Annotated in this window: 12 protein-coding genes; 6 read left to right on the top strand and 6 right to left on the bottom strand. The window is 43.9% G+C overall.

Going from position 1 to position 13,899, the window contains the following annotated elements; all coding sequences use genetic code 11:
* Positions 1-16: 16 nt before the first annotated feature.
* The 5 genes from PQ469_RS21250 (at position 17) to PQ469_RS21230 (ending at position 8,034) form a co-directional block, all read left to right on the top strand.
* On the top strand, positions 17-979 hold the full coding sequence (locus PQ469_RS21250; RefSeq protein WP_090653187.1) for a hypothetical protein: 963 nt from the start codon (positions 17-19) through the stop codon (positions 977-979).
* 84 nt (positions 980-1,063) lie between these two features.
* A complete protein-coding gene (locus PQ469_RS21245) occupies positions 1,064-2,497 on the top strand; it encodes a protein phosphatase 2C domain-containing protein (protein ID WP_090653188.1) in 1,434 nt (477 codons plus the stop codon).
* The gene (locus PQ469_RS21240) at positions 2,497-6,585 is read left to right on the top strand and encodes an FtsW/RodA/SpoVE family cell cycle protein (RefSeq protein WP_274209469.1); all 4,089 of its coding nucleotides are present in this window, start codon (positions 2,497-2,499) and stop codon (positions 6,583-6,585) included. Before PQ469_RS21245 ends, PQ469_RS21240 begins: the two co-directional genes overlap by 1 nt.
* A 66-nt stretch (positions 6,586-6,651) precedes the next feature.
* Positions 6,652-7,449 (top strand): FHA domain-containing protein, encoded by a 798-nt coding sequence (locus tag PQ469_RS21235; RefSeq protein ID WP_274209468.1) that lies wholly within the window; start codon positions 6,652-6,654, stop codon positions 7,447-7,449.
* A gap of 24 nt (positions 7,450-7,473) precedes the next feature.
* Positions 7,474-8,034 (top strand): hypothetical protein, encoded by a 561-nt coding sequence (locus PQ469_RS21230; RefSeq protein WP_274209467.1) that lies wholly within the window; start codon positions 7,474-7,476, stop codon positions 8,032-8,034.
* A 173-nt stretch (positions 8,035-8,207) separates the two neighbouring features.
* On the opposite strand, the gene PQ469_RS21225 is transcribed toward PQ469_RS21230, so the two are convergent.
* From PQ469_RS21225 to PQ469_RS21200, 6 genes are all read right to left on the bottom strand, one after another.
* Entirely contained in the window at positions 8,208-9,092 is an 885-nt protein-coding gene (locus PQ469_RS21225) for an alpha/beta hydrolase (protein WP_274209466.1), read from the bottom strand.
* Positions 9,093-9,210: 118 nt separating this feature from the next.
* On the bottom strand, positions 9,211-9,591 hold the full coding sequence (locus PQ469_RS21220; protein WP_274209465.1) for a hypothetical protein: 381 nt from the start codon (positions 9,589-9,591) through the stop codon (positions 9,211-9,213).
* Between the two features lie 80 nt (positions 9,592-9,671).
* Entirely contained in the window at positions 9,672-10,559 is an 888-nt protein-coding gene (locus PQ469_RS21215; protein ID WP_274209464.1) for an alpha/beta hydrolase, read from the bottom strand.
* Positions 10,560-10,585: 26 nt separating this feature from the next.
* Positions 10,586-11,548: an MBL fold metallo-hydrolase gene (locus PQ469_RS21210; protein WP_274209463.1), complete on the bottom strand. Its 963-nt coding sequence runs from the start codon at positions 11,546-11,548 to the stop codon at positions 10,586-10,588.
* 158 nt (positions 11,549-11,706) lie between these two features.
* Entirely contained in the window at positions 11,707-12,801 is a 1,095-nt protein-coding gene (locus tag PQ469_RS21205) for an AI-2E family transporter (protein WP_274209462.1), read from the bottom strand.
* Between the two features lie 184 nt (positions 12,802-12,985).
* On the bottom strand, positions 12,986-13,363 hold the full coding sequence (locus PQ469_RS21200; RefSeq protein WP_147052818.1) for a VOC family protein: 378 nt from the start codon (positions 13,361-13,363) through the stop codon (positions 12,986-12,988).
* Positions 13,364-13,499: 136 nt separating this feature from the next.
* Between PQ469_RS21200 and PQ469_RS21195 the strand changes: the two genes are divergently transcribed.
* Positions 13,500-13,844: a carboxymuconolactone decarboxylase family protein gene (locus tag PQ469_RS21195; RefSeq protein WP_090653201.1), complete on the top strand. Its 345-nt coding sequence runs from the start codon at positions 13,500-13,502 to the stop codon at positions 13,842-13,844.
* The last annotated feature ends 55 nt before the right edge of the window (positions 13,845-13,899 follow it).

Genomic DNA, 13,899 nt, shown 5'->3' with positions numbered 1-13,899 from the left:
AAAAAAGATTTACCTAATGGAATCCAAATCTACATTTTGGCAAAAAATAGGTCTGCAGGACTGGTTTCTGCCGAATGGGAAGGCGGCTGCGGTGGCTGCTGTAGCAAATAAAACGCTCACTCCCGATGATGTGTACCTGTACATTATCGAAAAATTTAAAGAATCCGTTGCTCAGCTATCATTTGCTGACAGGGTTGTTTTTTATCACGAATACATTATCAGCTTTAACGAAGAAGACTACCAGGAGTTTATCAACAATAGGTCGGGTTTGTTTGGCATTATTGTGCATGAATCGGTAAAAAAGTTTTACGAGTTGCTACGCGAACACCAGGAAGTGGGCAAAAAGGTTGAGCCATCAAGTTCAAAATGGGTGTTCAGGCTGGTATCACATCCCGATTATAAAAAGGGCGACAAGGGCTTTATAGGCAAACTGTTGCCCGGGAGCAATAAAAAAGAAGAGAACCTGCGCGTTACCTTTATACCCCGCCATACCGGCGTTGCCCAAACTTTGGATATTAGTAATGATATTTTAAAAGGCTTTACCTATTACAGCGAAGGCTATTACGAACTACCTTACGCTAACGACCTGCATTATAACGAAAAGGATGTGGTAAAACCCGGCCAAACCGTTTTAGCCCGGCTGGATACTATTATGCCAGATAAGCAGTTTGTAGGGCGTAAAGTGGAGTTTTTGATGAAGAATGAAGACATAGTGGTATCGGGCAACGAAGAAACGCGCGAAGATGCCGCCGTATTTAAAATTCCGAGCGATTGGGTAAATACCCCGCACCTGCGCATCCGCATGAATAAGGCCGATGGTAAGCTTTACCTTTCATCATTTGGCGAATTGACCATGATTAACGAGCAGGAAATTACCCGCAGCGATGTAAACTCGCCGCAATGGGTAGAATTGCCTTTTAACTCAAAAATATTGCTGAATGGTATCATTGGCATCAACATATTTAAACCCGAAGCATAATGTCACAAATATTATCAATAGGCCTGCTGGCAATATGTGTTTTGTTATTGCTGGCCCATTTTATCGACATAAAAAGATCAAGCCATGGCAAATAATTATTTCGGACTAACCGATACCGGCAGGCAGAGGGATAATAATGAGGATACCTTTATTGCCCAAAAAGCCAATGATGGCAATTTTATTTTGGCCTGCGTAATTGATGGGGTAGGCGGTTATGTAGGCGGCGAGGTTGCTGCCGAAATTGCGCGCGAGACCATTATTAAAGATCTATCGTACATAGCGGGCAATGTGAGCACCTTGTTGGTGAATACTTTTGTTGATGCCAACAAACAAATTTATGATAAAAAAATAGCCGATAAAGAGTTGCAGAACATGGCCTGCGTACTTACGCTTGCGGTGGTCGACCTGGAAAATAACCAGTTTTATTATGCCCATGTGGGCGATACCCGTTTGTATTTGCTGCGCGATAATTCGCTTATTAAAATTTCAAAAGATCACTCCTTTGTAGGCTTCCTGGAAGACTCGGGCAGGTTGAGCGAAGAAGCCGCCATGGACCACCCTAAGCGCAACGAAATTAATAAAGCCCTGGGTTTTGACCCTAATATTGCTAAAGACGCTGACTTTGTAGAAACAGGCCATTCGCCATTTTTACCCGGCGATATGTTATTGGTTTGCAGCGATGGCCTTACCGATATGGTAGATAAAAACCTAATAAAAAGTATTCTGACAGGGGAAGGCGAATTGGAAGATAAGGCAGCTAAACTGATACAAGCTGCCAATAATAAAGGTGGCAAAGATAACGTGACCGTGGTGTTGGTACATAACAACAAGGCTCCGCGTGTTCAAAATGTAACCCGGCCGGTAGTTTCGTCAAAAGCAGCGGAAGAAGTTATAGACCCTAAGCATCAGCCTAAACTACCCGATGGACCCGAAACGGTGCCTGTAAAGCAAAAAAGTAACCGCGGCACAGTAGTTTTGCTTGCCATACTGTTCCTGGTAGTTTTGTGCGGATTTGTGTGGCAATACTGGATAAACCAGCAGCTAAAGCACGACGACAGGAAACCGGTTGCCACCGCGCCTGTTGCCAGGCCGAAAAGTGCAGGCGAAATAAAGCTGCAGGATACACTCAACAAGTTAAAGGGCAACTCGTTGGTGCTTTCTGCTACCGATTTTAAAGAGCCAATAGTATTAAGCGATTCTATTTTTATTGGGAGGGATAGCCTGTATATAAAAGCTAAAGGCAAAATTGTTTTTAAACCCGATTCGGGTTATAAAGGGCCGGCTTTTATGTTATCGCCAAAAACCAAATATGTGGTGCTGGATAGTGTTGCCTTTGACGGCTTTAAAACCGGCGTGGTTACGCAGAACGATGCCCTGGTGTTAAAATATGTGCAGTTTAATAATTGTGCCATACCGGTACAAACCACTTATCTGTTTCCCGATAAAAAATATGTATCGGGCAGGTTGTTTGGTGGCATGTTCAAAATAGATTCGTTACCCAAAGCCATCAAACAATAATGGATAAGGGCACACCCAAACCTCCGGGCAGGCGATTGGAGCGATTGTTTTTATTGCTCGCGGGTATTTTGCTGGCCACGCTGTTTGGTAGGTTATACGTTGTTTTGCAGCAAAAATTTACCGATGTTGATAAGCGCCTGCAGGATGGCACCATCGTAAATCTGAATGCCCCAAACAGGGCCGGAAACGTAGCCGCGCTGCTAAAAAAAGGCTACTATTTTGATGACCCGAGGGATGTGGATTATATTCAATCTGTTATTGCCGCCAAAGCAAATTCAGCAGGTGCTTTTGATAATGCAGGCGAACTGAATAAACGCAAATATTATGTTAATGCAGATGAGGCTATAGAACAAGGCGGCGAATTGTTCAGACAGCGGGTATTGGATTCGCGCGAGTTGTTGGGTTATACCGGGGATGATTCCATCCGGTTTAGCCAGGAAAAAAATCACCCGCCCGAAATTCCCGCCCAAAACGATCTTGGCCTGGGCGATTATAGCATTAGTGGCAAGATAACCCACAAGGAACAGCCGGTTGCCGGTGTTTTGGTGAGGTTGAATATGATATTGCCAAGAGACAGTATTTATTCCGACGAGGAAACGGCCGCCAAAAACACCACCACTGAAAATTCGCCAACGGCTAAAAAGGTATTTGTCGCCAATGCCGATAAAAAGCGGCAATTGCAATCGCTTACAGCATTTGCCCGTACAGATGCCGCCGGTCGTTATCAATTTAAAAATCTCCCTACCGATAAGGCTTTTGAGTTATTACCGCTGCAGCCGGGCTTTGAGTTTGGCCGTTCGCAGGGCGTAGTAGACCTGGATGGCGATAAAAAGATAAATTTTGTGCAGGCGCCGCACAGCATTAAGCTGCTGTCAACCCGCGATTTCAATATCCTTAAAAAAGAGGGGGCGTTTATTGTACGTACGATCGACGATTTTAACACTTGGTATTGGATTATTGCGGCCAGCTTTTTTGCCGGGTTTATTGTTATCCATATCCTGTTAAGTTACCGTTATCCCCAGGCCGATCAAATTATATTGCCCCTGGTAATGATACTTACCGGGATCTCGTTTCTCACTTTATTAAGCCTGCAGGACCCTTTACGAGATAGATTTTTAGCAAAGGATACGCTTATTTACCTGGGCATTGGCGTAGGCATTATCTGCATTATACTGTTTATCAACCTGCGCAAACTTACTGCCGACTCGGGTTTGTATCGTTTGCTGGTATTCAAAAATGTGCGTAGCGCTGCAAATGGATGGCCGTGGGTTGTTGTGGCGATGGGTATTTTGTTTAGCACCATTTTATTTGGTACAGGGCCCGAGGGCAGCGGGGTTAAGGTAAACCTGTTGGGCTTTCAGCCAAGTGAGATTGTAAAATACCTGGTGATTATTTTCCTTGCGGGATTTTTCGCCGCGAATGAAAAATTTATCAGCCAGTATGCCAGCTGGAGTAAACGCTTGTCGTTCTTTTCATCGGCGCTCGTGGCCACATTGATAACGCTGTTATTGTTTTTGGTTTTAGGCGATTTGGGGCCTGCCATGGTAATCTGTTTTACTTTTATCATCCTTTTCTCTTTTTCCCGTGGCGATTTTTTATCAATGGCAGGTTTTGTGGTGCTTTTTGTACTTATTACCTGGTTTTTTGATAATGTTTGGCTAAGTGCCGGTGTTACTTTTGGTATATTAGGTTTGGTTGGTTTTTGGAAACCGAAATATCTGAGCGAATCGGCCGTAATGGCGTTGATTGTGATTAGCGCTTTTTTAACCATCGATAAAATTCCCGGCCTGGATAAAATTATTCCCGGCCCGGTTGAACGTTTGGTTGAGCGTAAAGCCATCTGGCAGGATCCGTGGAATAATGAAGTTTATGGCGGCGACCAGGTAGCCAACGGCCTTTGGGCTATGGCCGGTGGTGGTTTAACAGGGGAAGGTGTTGGTCAGGGCTTTGCCAAAACCATTCCCGAGGCGCATACCGACATGATTTTGCCATCAATAGGCGAGGAGTTTGGCTGGGCTGGCATGGCGGCCGTATTTATATTGTTCCTGCTGTTTTTACACCGGTCGATAATTATTGGCCGGCAAACGGGTACGCCCTTGTTGTTTTACTTAAGCGCCGGTATTGGCGTATGTACCTTTGTGCAATTTTTGCTGATAGCTGGCGGCTCTATTGGGGCATTGCCTTTGTCGGGCGTATCGCTGCCGTTTGAAAGTTACGGTGGCTCGTCGTTGGTAATTAATTTATTGGCAACCGGTTTTTTACTGTCGGTATCATTGGTAAAAGGCAGCCAGGTACAAATGGATTACATTACCAAACAACAGGATAAAAACCTGGTGCCCGCTTTGGCGGCAGCATTAGCAGGCGTAGTGTTGTTAACCGTAAATGTATCGCGCTACAGCGCCGATAATAAAAAATGGGTGGTAAAACCCGCGTTGGTAGCTGATAAAAGCGGGCTGCGGATGTTCAGCTATAACCCAAGGATTGCCATTTTGATGAACAGGCTGCAAGCCGGATCATTACTTGACAGGAACGGATTGATCCTGGCTACCAGTAAGCCAGAACTTATTGCGAAGCAACAGAAAAAACTGGCTGTAGCAGGCGTAAAAGATTATAACCTCGATTCGGCAGTGCACAAGCGGCTGGAACGGTTTTATCCCTTTGAAGAACAAATGTTTTTTTGGACGGGTGATGTAAACACCGGTGTATTTAATGGCAGTACCAACGGCTACTTTGCCGAGTATGAACATGCGGCCGAATTACGTGGTTTTAAAATGCCCATCAGCAGTTATAATGTAAAAGCCTCGCGCTACCAGGAGGATAGATTTTTACCTCGTGGCGTAAAGGAAATGACCGTAGCCAAAAAGGATTATAGTGAATTGGCGCCATTGCTGTTAGCCGATATTAATGGCCCCGAAGTGGCCGCGTTTAAAAACCGTAACCGGGATGTTAAGCTGACGATGGATGCCGATTTGCAAACAAAAATTCAGCAGTCTATCGCTACCGATACCTCGCTATACGATAACCGCGTATCCGTTGTAGTGATGGAGGCCAATACCGGCGACGTGCTGGTATCGGCACAGTACCCGCTGCCGCCGGTGCACAACTGGGATCAGCTAACGATGTCGCAAGCAGACCAGAATAAACTATCCAACTGGATGACCACCACCGATCTGGGCTTCACTTATGCATCGCAGCCGGGTTCAACAGCTAAAGTATTAACAGCCATGTCGGCATTTAATAAACTGGGCATTGATGCATCTAAAGTAACCTATCACGTAAGCATGGAAGAGCGTATCCGTACCAAGGGAATCGAGCCGGACGAAACCGGTATCATTACCATGGAACGGGCGATAGCCAAATCAAACAACGTATATTTTATTAAACTGGCTAACCAGCAGCACCTGGAAGAGTATATGGTAAACCTGTATATGAAAACCGGGATGTTTTTGCACGGGGTAGGCGGCTACTATTATAATAAACCTGCCGAAAACGACGCCCAGGAAGAAAAATGGCGTAACCTGTGGCGTAAAACCGAGTTTAATACCAAGCCCCGGTACGATCCTAACAATATTCATAAAACCAGGGCCAAAGGTATTTCGGGTATGGCCTGGGGGCAGGGCGAGCTGATTGCTACCCCCGCATCTGTTGCGCGGTTGGTATCGGGTGTGGCCAATAATGGTGTGTTATTAGGCAATCGGTTTGTATTGAATGTTGGCAAAACAAAAATGCCGGTAAAGGCCGGCATTACCCTGGCCGATAAACCAGATTATGCTGCCCTGCTAAAGCAATATATGATAACGCAAAGCGCGCCAAAGGTGCCTATACTTGGTATAGCAGTGGCCGGTAAAAGCGGTACGCCCGAGCGTATTGTTAAAAATAAAAGCGTAAACGATGGCTGGTATGTATTTTTTGCACCGGAGGCAAACGGAAAAGGCAATATGGTTGTTTGTATCCGTGTAGAATCGACCAAAGGATCGTCAGATGCGGTGCATTTAGCGGGGAAACACGTGATCCCTTTCCTTTTGGAGAAGGGTTATATGAAGAGTATAGTATCGGGAGAAGTCGCCGAGCCTACAGATCAGCAATAAATAATTTTATCAAATTCGTGCAATTCGATAAAATTTGCGCAATTAGTGTAATTAAAACTTGAAAACATGGCATTTAGTTTTTTTAGTAAAAGCGGCGGAGAAAAGGGACAGGTTGATGTAAAGGGCCTGCGCGAAGCCATACTGCGTTTTATAAAAGAGGCCCTGCAAAAGGTTGAAGGCGGCGAAGGCAGGCACATCAAAGAGCTACTGCTTTACCTGGCGCCCGATCCCGACGACAAACATCTTTACGAAGGTGCGGTTTACGTGCACGAAAAGGAAGTATTCAGGAACGAGATTCAGCGGATTGCCGATGACTACGCGATAGAGTTGCCCGATGACTGGACCATTGACGTGATTTTTGCAGATAAGCTTCCCGCCGATGTGCCAAAGATTCCCGAGATTGAGGCCGCTTTCCAGATGCATACCCGCAGGCAGGTGGCACATAATGCATCATCGGCCATTGCTTATATCAGGATACTTAGCGGCGAAGCCGAAAAGGAAGAATACCTGATTAAGGCTACCGACGGCAAGATTAATATTGGACGGGATAAAAAAGTGATAACGGAGAACGGATCATACCGGCTGAACAAGATTATATTCCCGGCCGATAGTAACGACCCCAGCAACAAATTTATCAGCAGGCAGCATGCCCATATCGAATGGAATAAAGACGCGGAATGTTTTATGATTTTTGCCGATGAGGGTGGTGTACCACCGCGTAATAAAACCAAGATCAGCATAGCAGCCGATGATAAACTGATTAAGCTTAACTCGACCCAGATTGGCCACCCCATGAACGAAGGCGACCAGGTAATATTGGGCGAATCGGTGGTGTTTTTATTTAGTGTTAAGGCAGAAGGATAATTATTAATAGCAAGTAATTTATCAATGATGGCCCGAAAGGTATTAGTACTGCTTTTATTATTGTTTTCGGGAGCCATAGCCCAGGCTCAAACTGCAGAACAGGTTTACGATAGTTATCTCGATTTTAATGTGGCAAAACTAAATGATGACGCTGCCCAGTCAATTGCCCTTGCCCAAAAGATTTTACCCGATACAGCCAAGCTGACGCCCAAAGTAAGAGTTGCATTTTATAACTCGCTGGCAAAACTTTACGAAGACGATAACCAAAGTATCAATGCCATTAAATATTACAAAATAGTTGTGGCTGCCCAGCCAGATTATTACGTGGCGCACCGTGCTTTAGGCTACCTGTATATCAAAGATATTTCGGGAAAGCCCGTGGTGATGAACCTGAATTATATTGAAAAAGCACGGTTGGCTTTACCCCACCTTGAAAAAGCCCAGGCTTGCGATCCGGATGAAAACACCCTGAAAATTATTAAGGTACTTTATACCAATTTAAATAACGAAGCCGCGCTTGGCACCCTGCCCGCCCGCCTGGCTAAATTGAGCAAGAACTGTCTTGATTTGTTGAGTGACCAGTAGATTTAGATGTGCAGATTTCAGATTACAGATGTGCAGATGATTAATCAATTTGAAAATCTGAGGATTTGAGAATTTCAAAATGAGATTCCGAATATCTGAAATCTATCCTTTTCATCTGCACATCTGAAATTTGCACATCTGCACATCCGCTCCTTCATCTGCACATCCGCAGCTTATTTCTGCCTAAAGCTATCCCCGATAAAGTTTAATGCATCTATAATGCCGGTGCGCCAGTAGGTCCAGTTGTGGGCGCCGTCGCGGATGCGGAACTCGTGGGGGACTTTCTTGTCCATCAGGGCAACGTGCAACAGGGAGTTGCCTTTGCTTAGGGCATCGTCATCGCCGCAATCAATCCAATAACGCACATCGTTAAGATCATCGGTTGTTTTGCCTTGAATTAATCCTAAAATCGAGTTTGCTTTCCATGTATCATTTAACCTTTCGGCGCCTTTAAGGTTGGGGCCGAAAACTTTAGCGTACGCCTCGGCCCAGCGGGCATCGGTAATGCCCATAAAGTCTTCCTCGTTGCGTACCGCTGCACTTAAAGCTGCCGCTGCCGAGAACATTTCGGGATGTTTAATGCTGTAAATTAAAGTTCCGAATCCGCCCATAGATAAACCGGCTACGGCGCGGTATTTTTTAGTGCCTTTTATGCGATAATCTTTTTCGATGGTGGGCATAAATTCCTTGAAAAAGAAATCTTCATAATTACGTTTACCATCGTACGAGTTAATGTAAAATGTTGTTTTTGCATCGGGCATTACAATAATCATCGGCGGAATTTTACCTTCGGCGATGGCTTTATCGGCATAACGGTTAATCTCGCCAAATTGCAGCCAGCCGGTTTGGTCATCGCCGTAACCATGCAGCAGGTACACTACCGGGTAAGTACGGTTTGATGTTTCATAATCGGCCGGTAAATAAATGGCGTATTTTACGTTGTAATCCAAAATGTCGCTCTTTACATTTTGTTCCTCTATCACCTTGCCGGCCGGAATATGCTGTGCAAATGCCATGGAAGTAGAGAGGAGTAAGCAGATCAGAATAAGTTTTTTCATAGTATCTTAATCAATTTGAAAATTTGAGGATTTGAAAATTTGAAAATAAAATCTATAGATCTGAAATGTTTCCATTTTCATCTGCACATCTGAAATTTGCATATCTGCACATTTAAAATCAATCTGCATCCCACACCCATGGTTCTTCGCCTACAAAAGCAATGGTTAAGTCTGCCCCGTCAATTTTAAATTTCCAGGTTATGTTTTCGCGTTTATCGTTTTTAATATCACTGCAGGTGAAAAAATAATACACCGTGAATATGCATTTGAATGATCCCGTTAAGTCATGGCTGTTGAATTTAGCCTCTACGAGGTCAAATTCCCGCACTTCAGGCGATCCTCCATTATCATAAAAATAGGAGGCCAGGCCCTGCCGCATGTTGGCGTTGTTTTTATCGTCGCCAAAAAAAACGTACAAAAATTCTGCTATCGGTAGCGTGCCATCTGCAAGTTTTTCCAGACGGTCTGTCGAAACCGTCAACTTAAAATCCTTTGCCATTTATCAACAGTGAAACATTATCTCATCTATCTTTTCAATCCATCTGTACATCTGAAATCTGCATATCTGCCGCACATCTATCACTTCTGCCTGAAACCATCGCCTATAAAGCTGAGGGCATTGGTGATGCCGGTGCGCCAGTACGTCCAGTTGTGGGCACCATCGCGCATCCTGAATTCATGAGGCACTTTCTTTTCTGTCAGGGCTATATGCAGCATGCTGTTACCTATGGTTAAAAAGTCATCATCGCCGCAATCAATCCAGTAGCGCACTTTGCTTAAATCGTCTGCCGTTTTATTTTGAACCAGGTTCAACACTGAATTTGCCTGCCAATCTTTAGTCAGCCTGTCTTTACCCTTCAATCCACGGCCAAATAACTGGCCAAAAACGTGTTCGTAATTATCATCTGGCTGGTTAACCATTTGGTCGTCGGGGAATACCGCCGCGCTTAATGCCGCTGCTGCCGAAAAAAGCTGCGGGTATTTAATAGCGTAAATCAGCGTACCGTAGCCACCCATGGAAAGGCCGGCAATTCCGCGGTATTGTCTTTCGGTTTTTATGCGATAGGCCTGCTCAACGTGGGGTATAAATTCTTTTATAAAAAAATCCTCGTATTTTTCCTTCCCATCATAGGAGTTAATATACCAGCTGGTACCGCCATCCGGCATTACAATAATCATTGGCGGAATAGTACCATCTAAAATGGCCTGGTCGGCATAACGGTTTACTTCGCCAAATTGTAACCAGCCGGTGTTGTCGTCGGAGTATCCGTGTAAAAGGTATACCACAGGGTAGGTACGGTTAGCCGTTTCATAATCGGCAGGAAGGTAAATGGTGTATTTAACGTTGCGTTTTAAAATTTTGCTTTTAATGGTTTGCTCTTCAATTACTTTGCCTTGTTGGGCAAATGTGCTGCCGGCGCTTACCAGGAAGCAAAGGAGCAGGCACGTTTTCAAAGTATTTTTCATATATCCTAAATTGGGGTTGGTAGCTGTTAAAAAGTAAGCGGTTTGCCTTGCTGCGGGTAAACCAGGTTTAGTTGTAATTTATTTTCAACTTTTAATTCGTTTTTTATTTTCACAATGCTGTTTGCCGGCGGTTTTAAATGTGTAACAACAATGTTTAACCCTTTGACGGCATCCGGGCCGGTTAATGAGGCCAGTTTGTCCATTTCGACCATTAGCCAATGGGGGGTAAGGTGGCCAAATAACGTTTTATCAGGCTGTTCGCTTGGGAACGAAACCTCAATCATGATGGCTTTTAATTGTTTGTTTTTAACCAGGGGGGTAACAGCTTCCCAAAGCTTTTGCAGGTTGGTGCTTTTTTCAACAGCATCGGGGCCGGTATCGCCTAAATATAATATATAGGCCTCATTGCTGTGCACCAAAAAGGCGGTGCTGGTGAGGTTTGAATGGCTTAGTGGGAATGCCTGCACTTTTAGCGCGGTGTTTTCTATAGCCACCTCGTTTCCAGGCTCAAGTGGTTTATAATGAAACCTTTTTAAAGCGGGACTTTCCCCTTCGTCGGCAAAGTTGGCCCAACTTACCCAGGTAAAGTAATGGGTTTTGAGTGTTTGGAGTGTGCTTTGCAGGCCATAAATGTTTTTAGTGCTATCCTCTGGCGAGTTAATGATTAGGCCGGCAAGGTGGTCGAGATGGGCATGCGAAATAAAATATCCTTTAATGTATTGCCTTAATACTTTCTCCTGCGAAACATGGAAAGCCTTGTTTTCGACGGCTTTTTTTATGCCGTAGTGCAGCGTGCCGGCATCTAAGCATATGTAATCATTACTGCCGCTTGCTGCCAGCATGTAAGCCGATAGGTTGCTTTCATCAATGCCCCCCAGCACGCCCAAAGGCACCAGCCTGAATGAGCGCGCCGGTTTAAGTTGTGCCTTTACCCCAAAAGGCACCAAAGCACATAGAATAGCACTTAAAGCAAGGAATTTACGGATCATTAAAGGTAGATTTTCAATTGCAGTACAGCACAATTGTTATGGTGCTAAATTAATGATATACCCATCAATTAAACAAAAATAAAAGCTGTTTTAAATGATAGCTAAAGTAACAACTCCCACAAAACTCAATGTCACATGATTTAATGCCTGAACTGATATTATTCAACTTTCAGCTTTTCGGCAGCTTTTTTATTAGACTCATAGTCGCCTCCTAATAGGTAACCCCAGGGTTTAAGACTCTCAATACGATCAAATATGATTTTGAAAATAGCAATAACAGGTATGGAAAGGAACATGCCCGAAAGCCCCCAGATCATCTCGCCAAGAATAATGCCGATGAACGAGATCAGGGCGTTAAGCCTCACCTTTGAACCCACAATAGTTGGCAGCAAAAAGTTGGCATCTACTGCGTGTATTACAATTACACTAACAGCCACTGTTACAGTTTTGCCAATATTGCCGGTAGCAAAAGTGATGATGGTGCTTAATAGCAACGCTGTGAAAATACCGATATAGGGAATGATGTTAAATAAACCTACAATGATACCCAGTAACGCCGCGTATTTTATGCCGATTAATAAAAAAACGGTAATGGCAACACTGGCTACAATAAACATTTCAAGCAATAGCCCCAGTATATACTGCCTCATGATAGATTGAACGTTTTCTACAATGTCCATCACTACCGCCGAGTTCTCGTCCCTGAATACCCAGATGATAAACCGAAGGAGAAGCCGCCTGTAAAGCAAAATAAAAAACGTGAAGATCATGATAAACACATAAAATATCATGAGCGACGAGATTGCGCCAAAAGCAGTGCTTACCACGTCGGTTCCAGATTCCATTATTTTTTTGGAGGCATCATCTACATATTTTAGCTGTTTGGCCGCGTTGATATGGAATGCCGATTGCACCCAATCCTGCAAATCGTGAATGGATTGCGATACCTGGCTTTTAAGCATTGGCCAATCATTGGTGAGGTTTGATATTTGGGAGCCTACCAGGTATAGTATACCGCCAACCAGGGCCACCAATAAAAGGATAGATGCCAGTGACGACATGCTGCGCGGCAGGCGCAGTTTTTTTTCGAGAAAGTTAGAAACCGGCAGCAACAGGATGGCAAATATAAACCCGAAGATTAATGGGTCGAGGATATCTTTGCCGATGATGATCAGGTAACCAAGGGCCAGAAAACCCAGCAGGGTAAGCGCAAGTCGTTCATAAAAAGGGGCTATAATTTTTTTTGCCGGCATAGGGTAGATGATTATCTGGTGTTGTTCAGATACCTTAACACAAAACGGTACCCGAGGTTTGAAGATACAAAATTATTACGCAAAAGTCATTTTTCTTCCGCAACAGCTTGTTGTAAATTTATATGTACTGGTAAAAGGTGAAACTTACTTTGAGGATTTGAACCTATTGGCCGGCTTAGTCGTTTTACTCGTCTTCGGCAAACGTAAGCACGTAATTGTTATTATCCTTAATCGAAAACTCGGTAGCGCCGTAAAAAGTTGTTTCTAAGCCTTTCAAAACAGGCACCAGATCTTTTACAGATTCGAAAAAAGCCCGGATGTTTTTAAGTTTGATATAGAGCAGCATCGACGCTCCATCCTGCCGGCTGATATCAGGAAGTTCTTCGCCAAGGCTTGCCATGGTTTGAAACATCATGGTTACGTTCCCCTTGGCCATCATAGCCCAAATGAGGTCATTACCGGTTTCGGGTACGGTTACTACCAGTTCAAAACCCAGCAGATGATAAAATTTGATAGTTTCGTTAATATCCTTAACAAAAATATTGGGCGACAAGCTTTCCATGATTTTTTAATTAAGCGGTAAAAATTGAAATAAATACTCGGATAAAATTATAGATTTATATTGAAAATGCTAAATAATTTAGTAAAATTGTCAAAAATCAATAATTCAGTAAATCACTAATTCAATAATTAAAAAAGTGGGAAAACTTGTAGAAGAATTTGACAGCTATCGCACCAAAATGAACGATAGGATAATGGAAACTGCCAACACCAATATTAAACGTTTTTTTGCGCTGGATACCACCAGCTATGCCGATGGCGCCCTCGATGTAAAAACCAAAGAAATGCTTGGCCTGGTAGCCAGTATGGTGCTGCGCTGCGACGATTGCATTAAATACCACCTGGGTAAATGTTATGACGCAGGGGTTAAGCACGATGAAATGAATGAGATATTTATGATAGCCAACCTGGTAGGGGGATCAATAGTAATTCCGCATTACCGACGTGCTGTAGAGTATTGGGATGAACTAAACGAAGCTTAGCTTTAAGTCGTAAGTCTTTAGTTCGAAGTCTTAAGCCAAAAGTTGGTTTTATGAA

The sequence above is a fragment of the Mucilaginibacter sp. KACC 22773 genome (genome assembly GCF_028736215.1).
In the GTDB taxonomy this organism is placed as follows: Bacteria; Bacteroidota; Bacteroidia; order Sphingobacteriales; family Sphingobacteriaceae; genus Mucilaginibacter.
This window is presented reverse-complemented; position numbering and strand designations above follow the sequence as displayed.